The following is a 21421-nucleotide window of genomic DNA, read 5'->3' on the forward strand; positions in this document are numbered from 1 at the left end:
ACTTGTCGGGGAGGAAAAGATATGGCTAGTAAGCATAATGGAAAAAAGGGCTTTTTAATTGCTCTGGTAACGGTGATCAGTGTCTTAGCACTGGTCTATTTAGGAGGGAGCTACTATTATCAAGGACACTTCTTGCCAGAAACGGTGATGGCTGCAACAGATATTAGCCACCAAAGCTCGGAAGAGGCAGAAAGTCGCCTCAAGGACAAGTTATCCAACTTAGGGGTTAAGGTCACGGAAAACGATCAAGTAATTAAGGAAGTCAAACCCCAAGATCTTGGGATTCAATTTAATATCAATTCTTCCTTAGAACAGGTCTTAGCCCAACAAAATGCTTGGACTTGGCCTTTAGCTTGGTTTAACCAAGACCATGGTGTCTTAGCAGTTGAAGAAAGTAAGAATAATGAAGCTGCTCTTAAGAGTTTGGTTAATGACTTAGCGATTAATAATGCTGAGCGCCAAGCTCCCACTAATGCCCAAGTGGTAGTGGACCAGGCCAATAACCGATTAAGCATCAAAAAAGAAGGCAATGGAAACCAAGTTTCAAAGGAAAAATTAGGCCAATTGATTCAATCAGCCATCGACCAAGGGCAAGATCAGGTGAAGTTGGAGGATGCTTACTTAGAGCCTCAAGTGAAGTCCGATGACCCCGAAATACAAAAGCAGATGGAGCAATTCAATAAGATTTCTTCTATGAAGCTAGCCCTTAATATCGAAGATAAAGACTATCCGATTGATCCCGCCACCATTCAAAGTTGGCTGATTGTTCAAGCGGACTCTTCGATTGATGTGGACCGGTCTAAGATTTCAGCTTACTTACAAGAGCTCAACCAAAAAGTGTCTGGCTTATTAAACCCACACGAATTTAAGTCCACCATGTCAGGGACAGTGACTATTTTCCCTGGAATTTATGGCTGGTATATTGACCGTGACCGGGCTGTAGAAGAAGTGGCCCAAGCGGTCTTAGCCGGTGAGGATAAGAGTTTTGAACCAAGTATTGCCGGTCAAGGCTATAAGGTAGATAATTTCTTTGGGGATACTTATATTGAAGTAGATATCCCTAACCAAAAACTATTCCTCTATGAAAATGGACAATTGAGTCTGGAAACCGATGTGATTACTGGCCAAGACAAGTCACCAACGATTCCGGGTGCCAATGAAATTTGGAATATGGAGTCACCAAGTATCTTAAGAGCTAATTCACCAATCACTGGGATTCCTTACGAGCAACCAGTGGATTATTGGATGGCCTTTGACTATCATGCGGAAGGTATCCATGACGCTAAGTGGCAACCAGCCTTTGGGGGGCAACTCTACCGCAACATGGCAGGGTCCTACGGTTGTGTCAATACCTCAATTAATGTCATGCCAACCATCTTTGCTAAATCCTATGTGGGCATGCCAGTTGTTATCTTTAATGAAGAATCCCTCCATTAAAGAAGCAAGGCATTTAATAGCATCGAAAATGAACATATATATAATAGAAGAGAAACCGAGTCTTAGCAGATAGAAAGTCTCGGTTTCTTTTTGTCTATCTAAGTGGAAGCCGTTGAACAAATACAGTGTCACTTAGACAATTTAGCTCATGCCTAGTATAGCGACTTGGAGAGGGCTTGGAGACAAGGGGAGAATAAGATAGTTTTTGGCGATTTTTTTAAAAAAGTAAGCGAAAACCCTTGATATCACATCGACATGTCTGTATAATTGTAAGAGTGCTGTAAATTTCAGGGGTTACTATGCCCTGGAGTCAAAACAGCCCAAGCTTTGAAGTATGAGGTTGCGACACACCCGGGAGCTTTGCCAAGAGGGTGGAGCCGGTCTTTCATATGGAGCTAGTCAATCGTAGAATTATGACGAGGAGGAAATATAATGGCAAAACAAAAAATTCGTATCCGCTTAAAGGCTTATGAACATCGTGCGTTAGATCAATCCGCACAAAAAATTGTAGATACCGCTAAACGTACAGGAGCACAAGTAGCAGGGCCAATCCCACTACCAACTGAACGCTCAATCTTCACCGTGATCCGTGCAACTCACAAGTACAAAGACTCACGGGAACAATTCGAAATGCGTACACACAAACGCCTAGTGGATATTGTTAACCCAACACCAAAAACTGTCGACGCTTTAATGAAACTCGACTTACCAAGTGGTGTGGACATCGAAATCAAACTTTAATTTAGTTAACCAATTTTAAAAAATAATTTTATGGAGGTGTAATCATGACTAAAGGAATCTTAGGTAAAAAAGTAGGTATGACTCAGTTCTTCACTGAATCTGGCGAATTAGTACCAGTTACTGTTATCGAAGCTCAAGCTAATGTTGTTTTACAAGTGAAAACTTTGGAAAACGATGGTTACGAAGCTGTTCAATTAGGTTTCGACGACAAACGTGAAGTTCTTGCCAATAAACCTGAACAAGGTCATGTAGCAAAAGCAGAAACTACTCCTAAGCGCTTCATTCGCGAATTCAAAGATGTTGAGCTAGGAGAATACGAAGTAGGTAGCGAAGTAAAGGTGGATATTTTCCAAGAAGGCGACATCGTTGATGTCACTGGAACCTCTAAAGGTAAAGGTTTCCAAGGCGCGATCAAACGTCATGGTCAACAACGTGGTCCTATGTCTCACGGTTCTCACTACCACCGTGCTGCTGGATCAATGGGTATGGCTTCAGATGCTTCCAAAGTCTTCAAGGGTAAAAACTTACCAGGACAAATGGGTGGCAACACTGTAACCATTCAAAACTTAGAAATCGTTAAAGTGATGGCAGATAAGAATGTTATCTTAGTGAAAGGTAATGTTCCAGGTGCCAAGAAATCACTCGTTGAAATCAAGACAGCTGCTAAATCAGCTGAATAATTGAGGAAGGAGGAAGAAAATAATGGCTAAAATCAACTTATATAAACAAGATGGTTCACAAAACGGCGAAATCGAAGTAAAAGACGACATCTTCGCTATCGAACCAAACGAAACCGCAATCTTTGATGTTATTTTGATGCAACGCGCTTCCCGTCGCCAAGGAACCCACGCAGTGAAAAACCGTTCCGCTGTTAGTGGTGGTGGACGTAAACCATGGCGTCAAAAAGGAACCGGTCGTGCTCGTCAAGGTTCTATCCGAGCTCCTCAATGGGTTGGTGGTGGACGCGCATTCGGTCCTACCCCACGTTCATACAGCTACAAGTTACCTCGTAAGGTACGTCGCTTAGCTTTACGTTCTGCATTATCACGTAAGGTGAGCCAAGACAACTTAGTGGTTGTTGACGCACTTAGCTTAGATGCACCAAAGACCAAAGAATTCAAAAATATTCTCGAAAACTTAAATGTTAACGAAAAAGTCTTAGTGGTTGTAGATAAAGACAACACTAACGCTCACTTATCTGCACGTAACTTAAGCAACGTTACCGTAGTTGATGAAGATAACGTGAACGTTTATGACTTAGAAAACCATGCGAAAGTGCTTATAACTCAATCGGCTCTTTCTAACGTAGAGGAGGTACTTGCATAATGAGTGCTCAAGATATTATTCTACGCCCAATCATTACTGAAGCTTCAATGGTAGCTATGGATGACAACAAGTACACTTTTGAAGTAGCTACTGACGCTAACAAAACTCAAGTGAGACAAGCTGTTGAAGAACTTTTCCAAGTAAAAGTTGTTAAAGTAAACATCCTTAATGTACGTGGCAAGTTAAAACGTATGGGACGTTATGCAGGTTATACCCGCAAACGTCGCAAAGCCATTGTCGAAGTTGCCGAAGGTCAATCAATTGAAATCTTCCCAACGACTGATGAAGATTCTGAAGAATAGGAGGAATTAACGTGGCGATTAAAGTTTATAAAGCGACAACTAACGGACGTCGTAATATGTCAGGTTCCGATTTTTCCGAAATCACCAAGAAAACACCTGAAAAAAGCTTATTAGCTAAACAATCCAGAAGAGCTGGACGTAATAACCAAGGTCGTATCACTGTTCGTCACCATGGTGGTGGCCACAAACAAGCTTATCGTTTAATCGACTTCAAACGTAACAAAGACAACGTTGAAGGCGTGGTTAAGGCTATCGAATACGATCCAAACCGTTCCGCTAACATCGCATTAATCCATTATACTGACGGGGTTAAAACCTACATCATCGCGCCTAAGGGCTTACAAGTAGGTACCCGGATCCAATCTGGTGCTGACGCTGATATCAAAGTAGGTAACGCTTTACCTCTTAAGAATATCCCAGTTGGTACTGTGATCCACAACATCGAAACCAAACCTGGTAAGGGTGGCCAATTAGTTCGTGCCGCTGGTACCAGTGCTCAAGTTTTAGGTAAAGAAGACAAATATGTCCTCGTAAAATTAAACTCTGGTGAAGTACGTTTTATCTTAGGGACATGCCGGGCTACTGTTGGTTCTGTTGGTAATGAACAACATGAATTGATTAACAGCGGTAAAGCTGGACGTAGTCGCTGGTTAGGTAAACGCCCAACTGTTCGTGGTTCCGTAATGAACCCTAACGATCACCCACACGGTGGTGGTGAAGGTCGTGCACCAATCGGACGTAAGGTTCAAATGACCCCATGGGGCAAACCAGCTCGTGGTATTAAGACTCGTGATAAGAACGCACGTAGCAATAAATTAATTGTACGTCACCGTAGCAAGAAACGTTAAACTAACTAGATCTTGACGAAAGGAGCCAGAGTAAATGAGCCGTAGTATTAAAAAAGGACCTTTTTGTGACGAACACTTAATGAAAAAGGTTCAAGAACAACAAGACAACGATAAAAAACAAGTAATCAAAACATGGTCCCGTCGTTCAACAATCTTTCCTAACTTCATTGGTTTAACGATTGCTGTTCACGATGGACGTAAACATGTTCCAGTTTATATTCAAGAAGACATGGTTGGACACAAATTAGGTGAATTTGTTCCTACCCGTACTTACCATGGTCATGCTGCAGACGACAAGAAAACACGTCGTTAATGCGAGAGGAGGAAAATAAATAATGGCAGAACAAGTTTTATCTGCAAAAGCTACTGCGAAAACAGTTAGAATTCCAGCCCGTAAAGCGCGCTTAGTAATTGACTTAATTCGCAACAAGAGCGTTGGCGAAGCAATCGCTATTCTAAAAAACACCCCTCGTGCAGCTAGTCCTGTGATTGAAAAGGTGTTAATGTCAGCTGTTGCTAACGCAGAACACAATTCAGACTTAGATGTAACTAAATTATATGTCAGTGAAGCCTATGTCAATGAAGGACCAACCATGAAACGGTTCCGTCCACGTGCTAAAGGCGCAGCTTCACGTATCAATAAACGCACCAGCCACATTACCGTTGTGGTAAAAGAAGCAGAGGAGGAGTAATTAGTGGGTCAAAAAATTAATCCAACCGGTTTACGTATCGGGGTCATTAAAGACTGGGATGCACGCTGGTTTGAAGAAAAAGATTATGCCAACACGTTACATGAAGACTTAGCTGTCCGTGATTATATTGAAGACGCGCTAAAAGATGCTTCAATCTCACAAGTTGAAATTGAACGTGCAGCTAACAAGGTAAACATCAATGTGCATACTGCTAAACCAGGTATGGTTATCGGTAAAGGCGGTAGTGAAGTAGAAAAACTCCGTAAAGACCTTAACCAATTAACCGGTAAACGCGTACATATCAACGTTATCGAAGTTAAACAACCTGACTTAAGTGCAGAATTAGTCGGCGAAAATATCGCTCAACAATTAGAAAACCGTATCGCTTTCCGTCGTGCAATGAAACAAGCCATTCAACGCACCATGAAAGCAGGCGCTCAAGGTATCAAGGTCCAAGTATCTGGCCGTTTAAACGGTGCTGATATGGCTCGTACCGAAGCATTAGATGAAGGAACTGTTCCACTACATACCCTACGTGCTGACATTGATTATGCCTGGGTAGAAGCAGACACCACCTATGGTAAAATTGGTGTTAAAGTTTGGATTTGCCGTGGAGAAGTTCTTCCAACAACTAATAATCAAGAGGAGGAATAATCGTGTTAGTACCTAAACGTGTTAAACATAGACGTGAGTTCCGCGGAAAAATGCGTGGAGAAGCTAAAGGCGGTAAAGAAATCGCCTATGGTGAATATGGCTTACAAGCATTAGATTCTAAATGGATCACCAACCGCCAAATCGAAGCAGCCCGTATCGCGATGACACGTTATATGAAACGTGGAGGGAAAGTATGGATTAAAATCTTCCCTCACAAACCATACTCCGCCAAAGCCATTGGTGTTCGTATGGGTTCCGGTAAAGGTGCTCCAGAAGGCTGGGTAGCTCCTGTTAAACGCGGAAAAATTTTATTTGAAATTGCAGGGGTGCCTGAAGAAGTTGCTCGTGAAGCGCTACGTCTTGCCGCCCACAAATTACCAATTCGTTGTAAGATTGTCAAACGTGATGTAGGTGGTGAATCGAATGAATAAATTTTCTGAATTAAAAGATCTTTCCGTGGCTGAATTAAACGCAAAGGAACAAGAATACAAACAAGAGTTATTCAATTTACGATTCCAATTGGCAACCGGTCAATTAGAAAATACTGCGCGTATTAAACAAGTTCGTAAACAAATTGCTCGTATTAAAACAGCATTGCGTCAACAAGAACTCGCGTAAAACGTTAATCAGTAAAGGAGGATATTAAAGAAATGGCAGAAAAACGTAATCACCGTAAAGTTCTACAAGGACGCGTTGTTTCCGACAAAATGGATAAGACGATCGTTGTCCAAGTAGACACATTTAAATTCCATCCAACATACAAAAAACGTATTTCGTATTCCAAGAAATATAAAGTACATGATGAAAAGAATTCAGCAAAAGTAGGCGACACCGTTAAAATTATGGAAACCCGTCCACTATCTAAGGATAAATATTTCCGTCTAGTTGAAATTGTTGAAAAATCAGTTATTATTTAACGCTAACTGGAAGGAGGATACTAGAAGATGATTCAAACAGAAAGTCGCTTGAAAGTTGCTGATAACTCAGGAGCACGTGAAGTCCTATGTGTCAGCGTTTTAGGTGGTTCAGGTCGTAAAACAGCTAACATCGGTGACGTTATTGTATGTACAGTAAAACAAGCTACACCCGGTGGCGTTGTTAAAAAAGGTGATGTGGTAAAAGCTGTTATTGTTCGCTCCAAGAGTGGAACACGTCGTGCTGATGGTTCATACATCAAATTCGATGAAAATGCCTGTGTAATTATTCGTGATGACAAAACACCACGTGGAACTCGTATCTTTGGACCAGTAGCTCGTGAATTACGTGAAAACAACTATATGCGTATTATTTCACTCGCTCCAGAAGTACTTTAATCATATTGAAAGAGAGGTGTCCAAAAGATGCGTATTAAAACAGGTGATAAAGTAGAAATTATTGCTGGTAAAGACAAAGGCGTTCAAGGAACAGTTTTAAAAACTTTCCCTAAGAAAGACCGCGTACTCGTTGAAGGCGCAAACTTAGTGAAGAAACACCAACGTCCATCCCAAGCAAATCCACAAGGCGGCATCATCGAAGAAGAAGCTGCAATTCATGTATCAAATGTCCAATTAATTGATCCAGAAACCAAAGAAAAGACCCGCGTTGCCATTGAAGAACGTGACGGCAAGCGTGTTCGTGTGGCTAAAAAATCTGGCAAAGCCTTAGATTAATCAAGGAAGGAGGAACTAACAGATTATGGCTAATCATTTAAAAGAAAAATACAATAACGAAGTAAAGAACGCTTTAATTGAAAAGTTTAACTATACTTCTCCAATGCAAGTGCCAAAAGTTGACAAGATTGTTTTAAATATGGGTGTCGGCGACGCAGTCTCCAACTCAAAAAATCTTGAAAATGCAGTTGAAGAATTAACCAAGATCTCTGGTCAAAAACCAATTATCACCAAAGCGAAGAAATCAATCGCTGGTTTCCGCTTACGTGAAGGTATGCCTATTGGTACCAAAGTTACCTTACGTGGTGAACGTATGTATGACTTCTTAGACAAGTTAATTAATGTTTCACTTCCTCGTGTTCGTGACTTCCGCGGAATTAGCAAACGTTCCTTTGATGGACGTGGTAACTACACCTTAGGTATTCGTGAACAATTAATCTTCCCAGAAATCGACTTTGATGAAGTTGATAAAGTTCGTGGTTTAGACGTTGTTATCGTAACTACTGCAGAATCTGATGAAGAATCAAGAGAATTATTGGCACAATTAGGAATGCCATTCCAAAAATAGTACAAGGAGGCGAACGGTTTGGCTAAAAAAGCAATGATCGAAAAGAATAAACGTAAACCTAAGTATTCAACACAGGCTTACACACGTTGTGAACGCTGTGGCAGACCCCACTCTGTTTACCGTAAGTTTAAATTATGCCGTATTTGTCTTCGTGAACTTGCCCATAAAGGACAACTTCCAGGGGTCAAGAAGGCTAGTTGGTAATCAAGTAATATAAAGGAGGGTGTACTTAGATGGTCATGACAGATCCAATTGCGGACTTCCTAACTCGTATTCGTAACGCTAACTTAGTGCGTCATGAAACAGTTGAAGTTCCAGCTTCAAAAATGAAAGAAGCAATTGCTAAAATCTTAGAAGAACAAGGCTATATCAAAGGCTATGAAGTCTTAGAAGGCGACAAACAAGGGATTATCCGCGTATTCATGAAATACGGTGCCGATAACCAACGTATCATCACAAACTTACGCCGTATTTCTAAACCAGGATTACGTGTTTACGCAAAAAGTGATGAAATTCCTAAAGTGTTGAACGGTTTAGGGATTGCCATTGTCTCAACATCTGAAGGTGTTGTTACTGACAAAGAAGCACGCCAAAAGAACATTGGTGGCGAAATTCTTGCCTACGTATGGTAAGAGAGAAATCATTATAGAAAGAGGTGCAGCCTAGATGAGTCGTATTGGTTATAAACCAGTTGCCGTACCAAGTGACGTAACCGTATCTGTTGACGGTTCTACTGTTACTGTTAAAGGCCCTAAAGGTGAATTAACACGCGAATTCAATCCATTGATTAAAATCGCTCAAAACGAAGAAAATGAATATACTTTTGAACCAGTTAACCAATCAAAAGAAGCTCGTTCCATGCATGGAACCAGTCGTTCATTATTCTATAACATGGTAGTAGGAACCCACGAAGGTTTCTCTAAACAATTGGAACTATCCGGGGTTGGTTACCGTGCGCAATTACAAGGTAAAAAACTTGTTTTACAAGTTGGATTATCCCATCCAGTAGAATTTGAAGCACCAGAAGGTATTGAATTTGAAGTGCCAAGCAATACTGAAATCAAGATTAATGGTGTTGACAAAGATAAAGTTGGCGAATTAGCTGCTAACATCCGTCAAGTTCGTAAACCTGAACCTTATAAAGGCAAAGGGATTAAATACGCTGGCGAACACATTATCCGTAAAGAAGGTAAAACTGGTAAGTAATAAGCTTACAGTGCTTTATCTCATAAAAATAAGAATTAAGAGGTGACAAAATTGATTAGCAAACCAGATAAAAATGCATTACGTCAAAAACGTCATGCACGTATTCGTCGTAATCTTTCTGGAACAGCAGAGTGCCCACGCTTGAGTGTTTACCGCTCAAATAAACACATCTACGCTCAATTAATTGATGACGTAGCGGGTGTTACGCTTGCAAGTGCCTCTGATGCCAATTCAGAATTAAACAAAGGAAGCAAAACTGAAAATGCCCAAGCAGTTGGCCAAGCCATTGCTGAACGCGGTAAAGAAGCTGGGGTTACTGCAGTAGTCTTTGACCGTGGGGGTTACCAATATCACGGCCGTGTCAAAGCTTTAGCAGAAGCCGCTCGTGAAAATGGATTAGAATTCTAAGCAAAGGAGGATACCTAAACATGGCAAAAGATTTCGTTCAAATTGATGACAAAAAGATTGAAGATCGCGTTGTTGCTATTAATCGAGTAACCAAAGTTGTTAAAGGTGGTCGCCGTATGCGCTTTGCAGCCCTAGTGGTTGTTGGTGACGGTGAAGGTCACGTTGGTTTTGGTACTGGTAAAGCTTCTGAAGTGCCAGCAGCAATTAATAAAGCGATTGAAAATGGTAAGAAAAACATGATCGCGGTTCCACTTGCTGGTACAACTATTCCACATGAAGTCATTGGTAAATTCAATGGTGGTCGTGTTATGCTTAAACCTGCTAAAGTCGGTTCTGGGGTTGCCGCTGGTGGTCCAATCCGTGCCGTTGTTGAATTAGCCGGTATTGCTGATATTACTTCAAAATCTCTCGGATCCAATACACCAATTAATATGGTTCAAGCAACTATCCAAGGTCTTGCTGAATTAAAAGACCCTAAAGAAGTTGCTCAATTACGTGGTAAATCCGTACAAGAACTATTAGGTTAGGGGGACAAACCATGTCAGAAGTAAAAATTACTTTAAAGAAGAGTTTAATTGGTCGCAAAGAAGATCAAATTAGAACAGTTAAAGCACTAGGTTTAAAACATGTTGGCTACAGTGTTGTTAAGACACGCGATGAAGCAATTAATGGTATGATTAATAAAGTAGCCCACCTAGTCTCTGTTGAAGACGTAAAATAATTTCTAAAGGAGGTGCAGACTAGATGGCATTACATGAATTACAACCCGCAAAAGGATCTCGTCATTCACGCAAACGTGTAGGTCGTGGATCAGGGTCAGGTTGGGGTAAAACCTCTACCCGTGGTCAAAAAGGACAATTAGCACGTTCCGGTGGACGTACTCGTCTAGGCTTCGAAGGTGGACAAACTCCACTTTACCGTCGTATCCCTAAACGTGGTTTCACCAACATTAACCGTAAGGAATATGCGATTGTTAATATTGAAGACTTAAATGTTTTTGAAGACGGCTCAGAAGTTTCAGCCAATGAATTAGCTGAAGCAGGTTTAATCAAGAAGGAAAAAGCTGGCGTTAAAATTTTAGGACAAGGTAACTTAGAACGTAAGTTAACAGTAAAAGCTGCTAAATTCTCAGCGTCTGCAAAAGAAGCTATTGAAGCCGCTGGGGGAGTTTGCGAGGTGATCTAATGTTTAGCACCTTGAAACAAGCCTTCAAGGACAAAAATATTAGAGGTCGAATCTTCTTTACTCTATGGATGTTGATTGTCTTTAGAATCGGCTCACATATTACCGTTCCCTTTGTTAATGCTGGAGCGGTATCAACTTTAGCAAATTCGGGCCTATTCGGCTTGTTAAATACCTTTGGTGGTGGAGCCTTAGCAAGTTACTCCATCTTCTCCTTAGGTGTTTCACCCTACATTACTGCTTCGATTGTTATCCAGCTCTTGCAGATGGAAATTGTTCCATCATTCACTGAGTGGTCCAAGCAAGGGGAGGTAGGGCGTCGGAAGTTAAATAAATGGACGCGTTACTTTGCAGTAGCGATCGCTTTCTTTCAATCATTAGCTTTGTCTCTAGGGTTTAACTCATTAGCCCAATTCGGTCTAATTCAAAACCCAAGTACGACAACTTACTTATTCATTGCCTTGATTATGACAGCTGGATCCATGTTTGTTACCTGGATTGGGGAGCAAATCACGCAATATGGGGTAGGTAACGGAACTTCATTAATTATTTTTGCAGGGATCGTTTCACGCGTCCCTACAGAAATTGTTGCTTTTGTGAGTTCTAAACTTCTCAAAGCAGAAGGCAACGCCTTGGTTCAAAACGGCTTATTGGCATTGGCCTTTATCCTGATAATGATCCTTATCATTACCTTTGTGGTCTTTATCAACCAGGCTGAACGCCGGATCCCGGTGCGCTATTCTAAACGAGCCAATAGTGCTAACCAACGTGCCCACTTACCATTAAAAATCAATTCAGCTGGTGTTATCCCAGTGATCTTTGCCAGTTCCTTAATCATGGTTCCGCAAACGATCTTGAATTTCTTTAGAGCTTCTCACGGAGAGGCTGAATGGTTTAAACTCGTCTCACGGATCTTTTCATTACAAGATCCTTTAGGGATTACCCTATATGCGGTGACGATTATTCTGTTCACCTTCTTTTATGCCCATATTCAGATTAATCCAGAACGTGTGGCTGAGAACTTCCAAAAATCAGGGGCCTACATTCCTAGTGTTCGTCCCGGTTTAGCGACTGAACAGTTTATTTCAACGGTTCTCAATCGTTTAAGTTTCTTTGGTGCTCTGTTCTTAATGGCCATTGCAACCGCGCCTTTAGTGATATCATATGTCTTAGATATGTCACAAAGAGTCGCTTTAAGTGGGACAAGCTTGTTGATCGTTGTCGGAGTCGCATTAGATACCTATAAACAAATTGAAGGACGTTTAATTAAACATCGTTATATTGGATTCATTCGTGAATAGGAAATTGGGAGTGCATAGAGATGAAAAGAAATATTATTTTAATGGGTCTACCTGGTGCAGGTAAGGGAACCCAAGCTGAACGCATTGAAGCAGCTTATAAAATTCCTCATATTTCTACTGGTGATATGTTCCGCCAAGCGATGGCTGACGGCACCGAATTAGGGAAAAAAGCCAAGTCCTACATGGATTCTGGTTCTTTAGTCCCTGATGAAGTAACCAACGGCATTGTCAAGGACCGCTTAGCTCAGGTCAAAGACGATGAGGGTTATATGTTAGATGGTTTCCCAAGAACCATTAACCAGGCTGAAGCTTTAGAAGAGATTACGGCAAGTATCGATCAACCCATTGATGCAGTCATTTACATTGATGTTGATTTTGAGGTGTTAAAACAACGTTTAACCGGCAGAATCATTTGTCGTTCGTGTGGGGCAACCTACAATGTTAACTCTAACCCACCAAAAGAAGAAAACACCTGTGACCGTTGTGGTAGTCATGACTTCTACCAACGTGAGGATGACAAGGCTGAAGTTATCGAAAATCGTATCCAGGTGAACCTCGAACAAACCAAGCCTCTCGTTGACTTCTATGAAGCGAAGGGTAAGCTCTATAAGGTTCCTGGCGACATCGGCATTGAAAATGTCTTTAACCGCATTTCTGAAGTTATCGAAGATTAGCCTTGATAACTATTCTTTGTTGTGGTAAAATATTCGAGTTAGTCGAAAGATACACCTACTGTTTGAAGCTATTACTTGGATAGACTGGGAGGATATATTGTGGCTAAAGAAGATATGATTGAAGTTGAAGGTACTGTTACTGAATCGTTACCAAATGCAATGTTCAAAGTCGAGCTCGAAAACGGCTTTGAAGTTTTAGCGCATATTTCAGGAAAAATGCGTGTGAATTATATCCGTATTTTACCTGGCGACCGTGTAAAGGTAGAAATGTCTCCTTATGACTTAAGTAAAGGACGTATTACCTACCGATTCAAGTAATGGTGGTATAAGGAGGTAAAAGAGTGAAAGTTAGAGCATCAGTAAAACCTATTTGTGAAAAATGCAAGGTAATTCGCCGTAGTGGCCGTGTGATGGTTATTTGTGCGAACCCTAAACATAAACAACGTCAAGGTTAATTAATAGATAGGAGGGACCAGATAAATGGCACGTATTGCAGGAGTAGATATTCCTAGAGATAAACGCGTGGTTATCTCATTAACCTACATTTTCGGTATTGGTAAAGCCACAGCTGAAAAGATTTGTGAAGCTTGTGATGTAGACCAAGATACTCGTGTTCGTGACCTCACTAACGATGAACTTGACCGCCTACGTAAAGAAGTGGACAAGATCAAAGTTGAAGGTGACTTACGCCGCGATATCAATATGGATATCAAACGTTTACAAGAAATTGGTTCATACCGTGGTATGCGTCACCGTCGTGGCTTACCAGTTCGTGGACAAAACACTAAAAACAATGCACGTACCCGTAAAGGAAAACGTGGCTTAGCAATCGCTAAGAAGAAATAATTAATTTAAAATAAAGGAGGTTAGCATACAGATGGCAAAAGCAAAACGTCAAGGATCACGTAAACGTCGTGTCAAGAAACATGTTGAGTCAGGCGTCGCACATATTCACTCAACATTCAACAATACTATTGTGATGATTACTGATGAACAAGGAAATGCGATTTCTTGGTCTTCTGCAGGGGCTCTTGGCTTTAAAGGTTCCCGTAAATCAACACCATATGCTGCACAATTAGCTTCAGAAACAGCTGCTAAAACAGCAATGGATCATGGGATGAAAACCGTAGAAGTATCGGTAAAAGGTCCTGGCTCTGGTCGTGAATCTGCTATTCGTGCACTTCAAGCTGCAGGATTAGAAGTTACTGCAATTCGTGATGTAACACCTATTCCTCATAATGGTTGTCGTCCTCCAAAACGTCGTCGTGTTTAATATTTTAAAACGATTGATGCATTTGGACTTACTTAAAGGTGCAAGTTTTCACGTTTTGAAAGGGGTAAACTACTAGATGATCGAAATTGAAAAGCCAAATATCGAAACCATTGAAACCAGCGAAGATAATAAGTTTGGTAAATTCGCTGTCGAACCACTAGAGAGAGGTTATGGGACGACTTTAGGTAATTCCCTTCGTCGTGTACTTTTATCCTCATTACCAGGGACAGCTGTTACATCGATAAAGATTGAAAATGTTTTACATGAATTTTCAACTATTCCAGGAGTACGTGAAGACGTTACCCAAATTGTTCTTAATATTAAGCAACTTGCGCTTAAATTATACGATGTCGATGAAAAGGACATTGAACTTGATATTACTGGACCAGCAGAAGTTACCGCTGCTGACATTACTGCTGACGCGGACTTCGATGTTTTGAATCCATATCTACATATTTGTTCTTTGGCTGAAGGTGCCAAGATCCATATGCTGATGCATGTTAAGAATGGACGTGGCTTCGTTCGAGCAGAAAATAATAAAACGGACGACATGCCAATTGGTGTCATTCCGGTCGATTCAATCTATACACCAATCAAGAAAGTAAACTACCAAGTAGAAAATACCCGGATTGGTGAAGTCAATGAGTACGATAAATTGACTTTCGATATTTGGACGGATGGAACGATTGCCCCTAAGGAAGCTTTAAGCTTAGCGGCTAAAGTCTTAACGGAACATCTTGCAATCTTTGTTAGCCTAACTGATGAAGCTCAAGAAGCTGAAATCATGGTTGAGAAAGAAGAAACACAAAAAGAAAAAATGCTCGAAATGACCATTGAGGAATTAGACTTATCGGTACGTTCCTACAACTGCTTGAAACGTGCAGGAATTAATACCGTTGAAGAATTGACTCAAAAGACTGAAGCAGAAATGATGAAGGTCCGCAACTTAGGACGTAAATCATTAGACGAAGTCAAAGGCAAACTCGACGCATTAGACTTATCTTTAAAAGATGATGACTAATATCTTTAAGAAGGAGGAATAGAAAGAATGAGTTACCGTAAATTAGGTCGTAGTAGCTCCCAACGTAAAGCCTTATTACGTGATTTAACTACTGACTTATTAATCAACGAACGCATTACCACGACTGAAACTCGCGCTAAAGAAATTCGTAAAACTGCTGAAAAAATGATTACCTTAGGTAAAAAAGGCGACCTGGCTTCTCGTCGTCGCGCAGCATCTTACTTACGTAATGAAGTGAGCGATGTTCGTGTGGAAGATGAAAAAATCGTTATTGAAACCGTTCTTCAAAAGTTATTCAATGACTTAGGTGAACGTTACGCTGACCGTCAAGGTGGTTACACCCGTATTTTAAAAACTGAACCACGTCGTGGCGACAACGCTCCAATGGCGATTATTGAATTAGTATAAAACTTTTGAGTGTTATGATGATGGAAAGGAAGAAGTCTTTCTTTCCGAGTCTAGCTCTTTCATCCCTAGGCAGAAGTCTAGGGATGAAAAAGTTTGTTTTTTATTGAGACATTTTATATGTCTTTTTTTTGCGCTTTTTTTAGTTTTCGATAGAGAATATTTGTTATAATAATAATGTTAATGAACATTCATAGAGAAGAGGTTTCCCCATGCGCCAAGAACGGCTCTATTTCCCTCAGCTAGATACCCTGAGGCTCTTTGCCATGCTTGCCATCATTTGCTATCATTTCTTCACCAATTCCTTGCCGGGTGGCTTTTTAGCGGTGGATATATTCTTAATCCTATCGGGTTATTTGGTGACCAGTCAGTTAGAACGGCGCTTAAGGGAGGGCAAGTCCTTCAGACTGGGCTGGCAATTTTTTAGGCGCTTAGGGAAGATGTTTTGGCCCTTGGTCTTTTTTATTATTCTCTTGCTAGCGCTCTTACTTCTTTTTCAAACTGAGCTGTTAACTAATATCCGACCAGTGGTCTTTTCCAGCTTGGCCTTTGTCAATAACTGGTATCAGATTGCCATCGGGTCTTCCTATTTTGCTGAATTTCTCCACCCCTCGCTTTTGACCCATCTCTGGTACTTGGGGGTCTACCTACAGTCGCTCTTGGTCTTTTATTTCATCTATGGCTTACTGAGACGGCGGCTGGTCAAACAGCATTTTACTTATTTCTTGATCGTCTTAGCCTTGATGTCAGTGGCCTGGATGGCTTTTCTCTTTACTCCGGGTCAAGACCCTAGCCGGGCCTACTATGGGACCGATAGTCGCTTATTTTCCTTTTTATTAGGGAGTATCGCTTTCTTAATGGGGGAAGAAATCATAGGCTTCTCAGATCGGCTACTTAAGTCGTCTTGGACGCCAGACTTAATTGCCCTAGTGACTGCTGGTATATTAGCAGTCTTGATGAAGTTCTTGACGGATTCTTCCATATGGACTTATTACGGGGGCATGTTGGTCTTTGACCTACTGGTAGTCTTATTGCTCTTGGCTATTGTCCAAGACCAGTCCTTTATTGGTAAAGCTCTTCGCTTTAAGCCCTTGGCCTTTATCGGACGGAAGAATTATTTCATCTATCTGACCTACTATCCCATCTATATTGTCTTTACTGCCCATGCCAGTCAACAAAACTGGTTTACCATGCAACCGTGGTTACAGGTCTTAGCTATCTTTGTGATTGGTCTACTCCTAGACGCCCTAATTAATCAGCGCTTAGTGACAATACCGATTTATTTACGGCCTAAAGGAGAGCCCCTCCGTTTAATTACCGGTTTTCGTCAAGTCCGGTCTAAGGAGACTCCCTGGTACCAAAAAGTCCTCTTTTGGGGCTTTACCCTGGTCCTAGGCCTGGCGCTCTTTGCCCTAGTGACAGCACCCAAGGGAGAAGTGGTGCTCAAGTCTGAGGCTGAAGCTCGGGAGGCCCGTGAAGCTATCGAACAAGCTAACCGGGAAAAGCATACCATTGCTAGTGATAGTGATGAAGATATTGAAAAATACCGGCAGTCGCTCAGCCAAGACCAACAGGCCATCGTGAGTGACTTCTCTAATGAGGTTCTCTACCAGGCTAACGGCCTCAGTTTTACCTTCTTAGGAGACTCCTTAACCATCGATGTCTCTAAGGGGATTACGGCCCTCTTCCCACGGTCAAATATCTGTGCCAAGGTGGGACTCCAAGTCTACCAAGCTGGTGAACTAATCGATAGCTTTAGTGCCGATAATGAGATTCAGGATAAAGTGGTGGTAGATTTAGGCGCCAATGGTGGCTTTACTTCCCAACAAATTAACCAATTACTGAAACGCTTTGAAGGAAAGAAGATTTACCTGGTCAATACCCATGTTAACCGACCTTGGCGCCAACAAGTCAACGAAGCCTTGAAGGCAACCGCTGATAGCAGGAAGAACTGTCAATTAATTGATTGGTCTGGTTACTATGATCAAAATGCCCAAGCCGATTGGCTCAGCCAAGATGGCATCCACTTCTCAAAAGCAGGGGTCAAGGCTTGGACAGACTATGTGGGTCGGGCACTAATTGAAGATAATAAGTGATAAATCAGTTGAAATATAGCACTGGTTCCGTTACACTAATAAGAGATTTACAGATATCTTCGGGGCAGGGAGCGTTTCCCGACCGGCGGTAAAAGTCCGCAAGCTATCAAGGGATTGATAGGAATGAACTAGTGTAATTCTAGTACCGACAGTAAAGTCTGATAGGAGAAGAGTGAATACGATAACTATAGCCCCTCCGTTAATTAGAACGGAGGGTTTTATTTTAGAAATGGGGAGACAATTTGGAGTCGATCATCTCTGTCAAAGATGTTAGCTTTCGCTATGATAAGGAAGAAGACAAACAAACCATCAAACAGGTTTCTTTTGATATCTTTGACCAAGAATGGGTAGCTATTATCGGTCATAATGGCTCAGGGAAATCTACCATGGCCAAACTAATTGATGGGCTATTAGAAGCGGAATCCGGCCAGATTACCGTGGCGGGTTTAACGCTTAATGAAGCCAATGTCTGGACGATCCGGCAAAATATCGGCCTGGTTTTTCAAAATCCTGACAACCAATTCGTTGGAGCCACGGTTGAAGACGATGTGGCTTTTGGCTTAGAGAATGCTGGGGTACCACACGATGAAATGGTCGAGCGGGTCAATTGGGCCTTAGACGAGGTCGGCATGTCGGCTTATCGACAATATGAACCCAGTAACTTATCCGGAGGGCAAAAACAACGGGTAGCCATTGCAGGCATTATTGCTCTCCAGCCCCGGGTGATTATTTTGGATGAAGCCACCTCCATGTTGGATCCAGAAGGGCGCGAAGAAGTGATGGAGGTTATCCGCCGTCTAAAGAAAAAGAGCCAGCTCACCGTCCTATCCATTACCCATGATTTAAGTGAAGCGGCCAGTGCCGACCGGATTTTGGTTTTTCGTCAGGGAGAAATCGTTAATGAGGGCAAACCGGCAGAAATATTTTCTTATGGGGATAAGTTGATCGATATGGGACTGGGCGTGCCCTTTAGTGTGCAATTAAAAAATGCCCTAGCCCAACGTGGTTTTTCATTTGAAAAAGATTATTATACTGAAGAAGGGATGGTGGATTGGTTATGCAAATTGAATTCCAAGGCGTAAGTTATGCTTATGGGGCGGGCACTCCCTTTGAAACCTTGTCTTTGCATGATGTGAATTTAACCATTCCCGACCAAAGTTTTACCGCCTTTATTGGCCATACCGGTAGTGGGAAATCAACCGCCATCAAACACCTTAACGGCCTCTTGAAGCCTACTCAAGGAACCGTTCAAATTGGGCCAGACCAGTTGACCAAGAACTCTAAAGGAGAAGTCCTACGGCGGATTCGTAGTCAAGTAGGGATTGTCTTTCAGTTTCCTGAGTCGCAACTCTTTGAAGAGTCCGTCCTTAAAGATGTTATGTTTGGCCCCTTAAACTACGGAGCCAGTGAGGAAGAAGCCCGTCAAAAAGCCATTGAAGCCCTGGACCTGGTTGGTTTGCCAAGTGAGTTATATGACCAATCGCCCTTCGACTTATCAGGCGGGCAAATGCGCCGGGTAGCCATTGCTGGAATCCTTGCCATGGAACCCCAGGTCTTAGTCTTGGACGAACCCACGGCTGGCTTGGATCCAAAAGGTCACCGGGACATGATGGCCATGTTCTACCGACTCTATAAGGAACGCCAGTTAACGGTGGTTTTAGTGACTCATCAAATGAATGATGCTGCCCAATATGCCAATCATATTGTCGTGATGAATCGAGGAACGGTAGTCCGTCAAGGGCCCACAGCGGAAATCTTTTCTGATGCTGACTGGCTGAGGGACCATAGCCTATCCTTACCTGACAGTTTAGCCTTCAAGGCGGTTTTAGCTGACCGAGCAGGGGTTCAACTCCAAGACAATCCGCTAACCGTTGACCAACTCGCGAATAGTATTCTTAACTATTTTGAACTAGGGGAGGTTCAAGATGAAGAATAAATTTATTATGGGACGTTATTTGAACGGCGATTCCCTGGTCCACCGAATGGATCCACGGGCCAAATTGATCATTATGTTCATTTTACTGATCTTTATCTTCTTCGCCAATAATGGCCTGACTTATGGAATCTTAGGCCTCTTAGTGGTGGCTTTTGTCTGGCTGACCGGAATTTCTTTGAAAATTTTTCTCAAAGGGTTAAAGCCCATGATCCTATTGATCCTAATTACGGTGGCCTTGCAGTTATTCTTTACCCGGACAGGGGAAGTTTACTGGCAATGGGGCTTTTTAGCCATCACTGATGAAGGTTTATGGAACGCCTTATTTATCTTTTTGCGTTTCGTTTACATTATTTTCATTTCTACCATTCTTACCTTAACCACCAAACCCCTGGATATTACCGATGGCTTGGAAAGTTTGATGAAGCCCTTAAAGAATATTCTACCAGTCCACGAAATTGCCTTAATGCTGTCCATTGCATTACGCTTTGTACCAACCTTATTAGAAGAGACGGACAAAATTATGGATGCTCAATGGGCGCGTGGGGTTGACTTTAGCGAGGGCTCCTTAATGAGCCGGATCAAGGCCATTATTCCCATCCTGGTGCCCCTCTTTGTCTCGGCCTTTGACCGCGCCTACGACTTATCCATTGCTATGGAAGCCCGTGGCTACCAAGGGGGCGAAGGGCGGACCAAGTACCGTTTACTCCACTGGCACCAACGCGATACCATGGCTATCGGTCTAGTGGCTTGCGTTTGCCTAGCAATATTAATCTTTAGGTCCTAATGGCCAAGGCAAGTAATGAATGACAAGAGCGAAAAGCTGGCAGTGATGGCCGGCTTTTCCTATTTATTTGTGATTATATAAGGAGAGAGGCGTTTGATAATTATGCCACAACGCTATAAAGCGACGATTGCTTATGATGGTACTCCCTATGTGGGATTTCAAGTCCAACCCAATGGTCCCAGTATCCAAGCAGCCCTGGAAAAGGCTCTGAAATTAATGACGAAGGGACAAGAGATTCCTGTCTATGGGTCTGGCCGTACCGATTCTGGTGTCCATGCCCTAGGGCAAGTGGTTCACTTTGACTACCCTTCAGAGATCGAAACCGAGGGCTTATTACGGGCTTTGAATAGTATCTTAGATGACGCTATTTGTGTGAAGACAGTTGAGCCGGTGGAAAAACACTTCCATGCCCGCTACCATGCCCAAAGAAAAGCCTACTTATATAAGGTGTCTCTAGCTCCCTTTGTTTCGCCTTTTGAGCGTCACTACGTTCTCCACCATCCCTATCGTACTGATGTTTCTCGGATCCAGGCCGCCTTGCCGGCCTTAATAGGGGCGCATAACTTTAAGAGCTTCTGTTCTACCAAGACGGATAAAACCGTCTTTGACCGGGAGATCTACCGGGCGGAATGTCAGGCTTCTTGGGATGGGCAGACTTTGACTTTTTATTTTGAGGGCAATGGTTTTCTCTACAATATGGTGCGGATTATTGTGGGGACCTGCTTGCAGATTGGCGATGGCCTGCGTCCGGTGGAGAATCTCAGTGACTTGTTAAGGATTCAAGACCGGAACGCCGCGGGCCCCACTGCCAAGGCACATGGTCTCTACTTGCACCATGTGGACTATCCCAGTCGAGCGGAACGCATTGCTAAGTCAGAGGCGAACGGTTTCTATTAGAGAAAAAACTAGGCCTTTACT

At 42.3% G+C, this 21421-nt stretch carries 35 protein-coding genes and 1 riboswitch; all 35 genes read left to right on the forward strand.

What is annotated here, in order from left to right:
• Positions 1-21 precede the first annotated feature (21 nt).
• The 35 genes from HMPREF9243_RS02385 to truA all read left to right on the forward strand — a co-directional run bounded on the left by HMPREF9243_RS02385 (position 22) and on the right by truA (position 21400).
• Complete coding sequence (locus tag HMPREF9243_RS02385; RefSeq protein WP_013669581.1) at positions 22-1437, forward strand: L,D-transpeptidase family protein; 1416 nt, start codon at positions 22-24, stop codon at positions 1435-1437.
• A 432-nt stretch (positions 1438-1869) separates the two neighbouring features.
• The gene (rpsJ, locus tag HMPREF9243_RS02390; protein ID WP_013668846.1) at positions 1870-2178 is read left to right on the forward strand and encodes a 30S ribosomal protein S10; all 309 of its coding nucleotides are present in this window, start codon (positions 1870-1872) and stop codon (positions 2176-2178) included.
• A gap of 44 nt (positions 2179-2222) precedes the next feature.
• The gene (rplC, locus tag HMPREF9243_RS02395) at positions 2223-2858 is read left to right on the forward strand and encodes a 50S ribosomal protein L3 (protein ID WP_013669423.1); all 636 of its coding nucleotides are present in this window, start codon (positions 2223-2225) and stop codon (positions 2856-2858) included.
• 22 nt (positions 2859-2880) lie between these two features.
• Complete coding sequence (gene rplD, locus HMPREF9243_RS02400; RefSeq protein WP_013668619.1) at positions 2881-3504, forward strand: 50S ribosomal protein L4; 624 nt, start codon at positions 2881-2883, stop codon at positions 3502-3504.
• Positions 3504-3806, forward strand: coding sequence for a 50S ribosomal protein L23 (gene rplW, locus HMPREF9243_RS02405; protein ID WP_013668926.1), 303 nt, complete (start codon positions 3504-3506; stop codon positions 3804-3806). Before rplD ends, rplW begins: the two co-directional genes overlap by 1 nt.
• 11 nt (positions 3807-3817) lie before the next feature.
• Positions 3818-4654, forward strand: a complete 837-nt coding sequence (rplB, locus tag HMPREF9243_RS02410) for a 50S ribosomal protein L2 (RefSeq protein WP_013670129.1) — start codon at positions 3818-3820, stop codon at positions 4652-4654.
• Positions 4655-4688: 34 nt separating this feature from the next.
• On the forward strand, positions 4689-4967 hold the full coding sequence (gene rpsS, locus HMPREF9243_RS02415) for a 30S ribosomal protein S19 (protein WP_013668682.1): 279 nt from the start codon (positions 4689-4691) through the stop codon (positions 4965-4967).
• 22 nt (positions 4968-4989) lie between these two features.
• Positions 4990-5346 (forward strand): 50S ribosomal protein L22, encoded by a 357-nt coding sequence (rplV, locus tag HMPREF9243_RS02420; RefSeq protein ID WP_013669907.1) that lies wholly within the window; start codon positions 4990-4992, stop codon positions 5344-5346.
• A 3-nt stretch (positions 5347-5349) separates the two neighbouring features.
• Entirely contained in the window at positions 5350-6000 is a 651-nt protein-coding gene (gene rpsC / locus HMPREF9243_RS02425; protein ID WP_013668835.1) for a 30S ribosomal protein S3, read from the forward strand.
• A 2-nt stretch (positions 6001-6002) separates the two neighbouring features.
• Positions 6003-6431: a 50S ribosomal protein L16 gene (gene rplP / locus HMPREF9243_RS02430; protein ID WP_013669835.1), complete on the forward strand. Its 429-nt coding sequence runs from the start codon at positions 6003-6005 to the stop codon at positions 6429-6431.
• The gene (rpmC, locus tag HMPREF9243_RS02435) at positions 6424-6618 is read left to right on the forward strand and encodes a 50S ribosomal protein L29 (protein WP_013670083.1); all 195 of its coding nucleotides are present in this window, start codon (positions 6424-6426) and stop codon (positions 6616-6618) included. The genes rplP and rpmC overlap by 8 nt, the downstream gene beginning before the upstream one ends.
• A gap of 32 nt (positions 6619-6650) precedes the next feature.
• Entirely contained in the window at positions 6651-6917 is a 267-nt protein-coding gene (gene rpsQ, locus HMPREF9243_RS02440; protein WP_013668808.1) for a 30S ribosomal protein S17, read from the forward strand.
• Between the two features lie 27 nt (positions 6918-6944).
• Positions 6945-7313, forward strand: a complete 369-nt coding sequence (rplN, locus tag HMPREF9243_RS02445; protein ID WP_013669368.1) for a 50S ribosomal protein L14 — start codon at positions 6945-6947, stop codon at positions 7311-7313.
• Positions 7314-7340: 27 nt separating this feature from the next.
• Positions 7341-7649: a 50S ribosomal protein L24 gene (gene rplX / locus HMPREF9243_RS02450; RefSeq protein WP_013669812.1), complete on the forward strand. Its 309-nt coding sequence runs from the start codon at positions 7341-7343 to the stop codon at positions 7647-7649.
• A 25-nt stretch (positions 7650-7674) separates the two neighbouring features.
• Positions 7675-8217 carry a 50S ribosomal protein L5 gene (gene rplE, locus HMPREF9243_RS02455; protein WP_013669078.1) on the forward strand — a complete coding sequence of 181 codons (543 nt, stop codon included), beginning with the start codon at positions 7675-7677 and terminating at the stop codon, positions 8215-8217.
• 18 nt (positions 8218-8235) lie between these two features.
• Positions 8236-8421 (forward strand): type Z 30S ribosomal protein S14, encoded by a 186-nt coding sequence (locus tag HMPREF9243_RS02460; protein WP_041705886.1) that lies wholly within the window; start codon positions 8236-8238, stop codon positions 8419-8421.
• 29 nt (positions 8422-8450) lie between these two features.
• The gene (gene rpsH, locus HMPREF9243_RS02465) at positions 8451-8849 is read left to right on the forward strand and encodes a 30S ribosomal protein S8 (protein ID WP_013670008.1); all 399 of its coding nucleotides are present in this window, start codon (positions 8451-8453) and stop codon (positions 8847-8849) included.
• A gap of 34 nt (positions 8850-8883) precedes the next feature.
• Positions 8884-9423: a 50S ribosomal protein L6 gene (gene rplF / locus HMPREF9243_RS02470; protein ID WP_013669247.1), complete on the forward strand. Its 540-nt coding sequence runs from the start codon at positions 8884-8886 to the stop codon at positions 9421-9423.
• Positions 9424-9465: 42 nt separating this feature from the next.
• The gene (rplR, locus tag HMPREF9243_RS02475; RefSeq protein ID WP_013669422.1) at positions 9466-9831 is read left to right on the forward strand and encodes a 50S ribosomal protein L18; all 366 of its coding nucleotides are present in this window, start codon (positions 9466-9468) and stop codon (positions 9829-9831) included.
• Positions 9832-9851: 20 nt separating this feature from the next.
• Positions 9852-10358, forward strand: coding sequence for a 30S ribosomal protein S5 (gene rpsE / locus HMPREF9243_RS02480; RefSeq protein WP_013668649.1), 507 nt, complete (start codon positions 9852-9854; stop codon positions 10356-10358).
• An 11-nt stretch (positions 10359-10369) separates the two neighbouring features.
• Positions 10370-10552 (forward strand): 50S ribosomal protein L30, encoded by a 183-nt coding sequence (gene rpmD, locus HMPREF9243_RS02485; RefSeq protein WP_013669956.1) that lies wholly within the window; start codon positions 10370-10372, stop codon positions 10550-10552.
• 23 nt (positions 10553-10575) lie between these two features.
• Positions 10576-11016 carry a 50S ribosomal protein L15 gene (rplO, locus tag HMPREF9243_RS02490; RefSeq protein WP_013669395.1) on the forward strand — a complete coding sequence of 147 codons (441 nt, stop codon included), beginning with the start codon at positions 10576-10578 and terminating at the stop codon, positions 11014-11016.
• A complete protein-coding gene (gene secY / locus HMPREF9243_RS02495; protein ID WP_013669519.1) occupies positions 11016-12314 on the forward strand; it encodes a preprotein translocase subunit SecY in 1299 nt (432 codons plus the stop codon). The genes rplO and secY overlap by 1 nt, the downstream gene beginning before the upstream one ends.
• Positions 12315-12334: 20 nt before the next feature.
• Complete coding sequence (locus tag HMPREF9243_RS02500; RefSeq protein WP_013668526.1) at positions 12335-12988, forward strand: adenylate kinase; 654 nt, start codon at positions 12335-12337, stop codon at positions 12986-12988.
• Positions 12989-13087: 99 nt separating this feature from the next.
• Positions 13088-13306, forward strand: a complete 219-nt coding sequence (gene infA, locus HMPREF9243_RS02505) for a translation initiation factor IF-1 (RefSeq protein ID WP_013669764.1) — start codon at positions 13088-13090, stop codon at positions 13304-13306.
• A 23-nt stretch (positions 13307-13329) separates the two neighbouring features.
• The gene (gene rpmJ / locus HMPREF9243_RS10210; protein ID WP_013669541.1) at positions 13330-13443 is read left to right on the forward strand and encodes a 50S ribosomal protein L36; all 114 of its coding nucleotides are present in this window, start codon (positions 13330-13332) and stop codon (positions 13441-13443) included.
• A gap of 25 nt (positions 13444-13468) precedes the next feature.
• Positions 13469-13834 carry a 30S ribosomal protein S13 gene (rpsM, locus tag HMPREF9243_RS02510; RefSeq protein ID WP_013668727.1) on the forward strand — a complete coding sequence of 122 codons (366 nt, stop codon included), beginning with the start codon at positions 13469-13471 and terminating at the stop codon, positions 13832-13834.
• A 31-nt stretch (positions 13835-13865) separates the two neighbouring features.
• Complete coding sequence (gene rpsK / locus HMPREF9243_RS02515; protein WP_013669034.1) at positions 13866-14261, forward strand: 30S ribosomal protein S11; 396 nt, start codon at positions 13866-13868, stop codon at positions 14259-14261.
• A 76-nt stretch (positions 14262-14337) separates the two neighbouring features.
• A complete protein-coding gene (locus HMPREF9243_RS02520) occupies positions 14338-15282 on the forward strand; it encodes a DNA-directed RNA polymerase subunit alpha (RefSeq protein WP_013669820.1) in 945 nt (314 codons plus the stop codon).
• Positions 15283-15309: 27 nt separating this feature from the next.
• Positions 15310-15690 (forward strand): 50S ribosomal protein L17, encoded by a 381-nt coding sequence (gene rplQ / locus HMPREF9243_RS02525; protein WP_013669270.1) that lies wholly within the window; start codon positions 15310-15312, stop codon positions 15688-15690.
• 209 nt (positions 15691-15899) lie between these two features.
• On the forward strand, positions 15900-17783 hold the full coding sequence (locus HMPREF9243_RS02530; RefSeq protein ID WP_013670034.1) for an acyltransferase family protein: 1884 nt from the start codon (positions 15900-15902) through the stop codon (positions 17781-17783).
• Positions 17784-17834: 51 nt separating this feature from the next.
• A riboswitch (FMN riboswitch) is annotated at positions 17835-17960 on the forward strand.
• Positions 17961-18025: 65 nt separating this feature from the next.
• Positions 18026-18865, forward strand: coding sequence for an energy-coupling factor ABC transporter ATP-binding protein (locus HMPREF9243_RS02535; protein WP_013669060.1), 840 nt, complete (start codon positions 18026-18028; stop codon positions 18863-18865).
• Positions 18841-19719 (forward strand): energy-coupling factor ABC transporter ATP-binding protein, encoded by an 879-nt coding sequence (locus HMPREF9243_RS02540; RefSeq protein WP_013669189.1) that lies wholly within the window; start codon positions 18841-18843, stop codon positions 19717-19719. Before HMPREF9243_RS02535 ends, HMPREF9243_RS02540 begins: the two co-directional genes overlap by 25 nt.
• Complete coding sequence (locus tag HMPREF9243_RS02545) at positions 19709-20503, forward strand: energy-coupling factor transporter transmembrane protein EcfT (RefSeq protein ID WP_013670109.1); 795 nt, start codon at positions 19709-19711, stop codon at positions 20501-20503. Before HMPREF9243_RS02540 ends, HMPREF9243_RS02545 begins: the two co-directional genes overlap by 11 nt.
• Before the next feature lie 102 nt (positions 20504-20605).
• Positions 20606-21400, forward strand: a complete 795-nt coding sequence (gene truA, locus HMPREF9243_RS02550) for a tRNA pseudouridine(38-40) synthase TruA (protein WP_013668937.1) — start codon at positions 20606-20608, stop codon at positions 21398-21400.
• Positions 21401-21421 lie beyond the last annotated feature (21 nt).

Source organism: Aerococcus sp. Group 1, assembly GCF_000193205.1.
GTDB lineage: Bacteria > Bacillota > Bacilli > Lactobacillales > Aerococcaceae > Aerococcus > Aerococcus urinae_A.

Bases quoted from the DNA above. Each gene is read 5' to 3' on its own strand.
- rplF (WP_013669247.1), top strand. From the start codon at position 8,884: ATGAGTCGTATTGGTTATAAACCAGTTGCCGTACCAAGTGACGTAACC.
- rplW (WP_013668926.1), top strand. From the start codon at position 3,504: ATGAGTGCTCAAGATATTATTCTACGCCCAATCATTACTGAAGCTTCA.
- HMPREF9243_RS02385 (WP_013669581.1), top strand. From the start codon at position 22: ATGGCTAGTAAGCATAATGGAAAAAAGGGCTTTTTAATTGCTCTGGTA.
- rplD (WP_013668619.1), top strand. From the start codon at position 2,881: ATGGCTAAAATCAACTTATATAAACAAGATGGTTCACAAAACGGCGAA.
- truA (WP_013668937.1), top strand. From the start codon at position 20,606: ATGCCACAACGCTATAAAGCGACGATTGCTTATGATGGTACTCCCTAT.
- rplC (WP_013669423.1), top strand. From the start codon at position 2,223: ATGACTAAAGGAATCTTAGGTAAAAAAGTAGGTATGACTCAGTTCTTC.
- rpmD (WP_013669956.1), top strand. From the start codon at position 10,370: ATGTCAGAAGTAAAAATTACTTTAAAGAAGAGTTTAATTGGTCGCAAA.
- HMPREF9243_RS02545 (WP_013670109.1), top strand. From the start codon at position 19,709: ATGAAGAATAAATTTATTATGGGACGTTATTTGAACGGCGATTCCCTG.
- rpsQ (WP_013668808.1), top strand. From the start codon at position 6,651: ATGGCAGAAAAACGTAATCACCGTAAAGTTCTACAAGGACGCGTTGTT.
- rplV (WP_013669907.1), top strand. From the start codon at position 4,990: ATGGCAGAACAAGTTTTATCTGCAAAAGCTACTGCGAAAACAGTTAGA.
- secY (WP_013669519.1), top strand. From the start codon at position 11,016: ATGTTTAGCACCTTGAAACAAGCCTTCAAGGACAAAAATATTAGAGGT.
- rpsS (WP_013668682.1), top strand. From the start codon at position 4,689: ATGAGCCGTAGTATTAAAAAAGGACCTTTTTGTGACGAACACTTAATG.
- HMPREF9243_RS02530 (WP_013670034.1), top strand. From the start codon at position 15,900: ATGCGCCAAGAACGGCTCTATTTCCCTCAGCTAGATACCCTGAGGCTC.
- HMPREF9243_RS02540 (WP_013669189.1), top strand. From the start codon at position 18,841: ATGCAAATTGAATTCCAAGGCGTAAGTTATGCTTATGGGGCGGGCACT.
- rpsM (WP_013668727.1), top strand. From the start codon at position 13,469: ATGGCACGTATTGCAGGAGTAGATATTCCTAGAGATAAACGCGTGGTT.
- rpsH (WP_013670008.1), top strand. From the start codon at position 8,451: ATGGTCATGACAGATCCAATTGCGGACTTCCTAACTCGTATTCGTAAC.
- rplE (WP_013669078.1), top strand. From the start codon at position 7,675: ATGGCTAATCATTTAAAAGAAAAATACAATAACGAAGTAAAGAACGCT.
- rpsJ (WP_013668846.1), top strand. From the start codon at position 1,870: ATGGCAAAACAAAAAATTCGTATCCGCTTAAAGGCTTATGAACATCGT.
- HMPREF9243_RS02500 (WP_013668526.1), top strand. From the start codon at position 12,335: ATGAAAAGAAATATTATTTTAATGGGTCTACCTGGTGCAGGTAAGGGA.
- rplX (WP_013669812.1), top strand. From the start codon at position 7,341: ATGCGTATTAAAACAGGTGATAAAGTAGAAATTATTGCTGGTAAAGAC.
- rpmC (WP_013670083.1), top strand. From the start codon at position 6,424: ATGAATAAATTTTCTGAATTAAAAGATCTTTCCGTGGCTGAATTAAAC.
- HMPREF9243_RS02520 (WP_013669820.1), top strand. From the start codon at position 14,338: ATGATCGAAATTGAAAAGCCAAATATCGAAACCATTGAAACCAGCGAA.
- rplQ (WP_013669270.1), top strand. From the start codon at position 15,310: ATGAGTTACCGTAAATTAGGTCGTAGTAGCTCCCAACGTAAAGCCTTA.
- rplO (WP_013669395.1), top strand. From the start codon at position 10,576: ATGGCATTACATGAATTACAACCCGCAAAAGGATCTCGTCATTCACGC.
- rpsK (WP_013669034.1), top strand. From the start codon at position 13,866: ATGGCAAAAGCAAAACGTCAAGGATCACGTAAACGTCGTGTCAAGAAA.
- rpsE (WP_013668649.1), top strand. From the start codon at position 9,852: ATGGCAAAAGATTTCGTTCAAATTGATGACAAAAAGATTGAAGATCGC.
- rplN (WP_013669368.1), top strand. From the start codon at position 6,945: ATGATTCAAACAGAAAGTCGCTTGAAAGTTGCTGATAACTCAGGAGCA.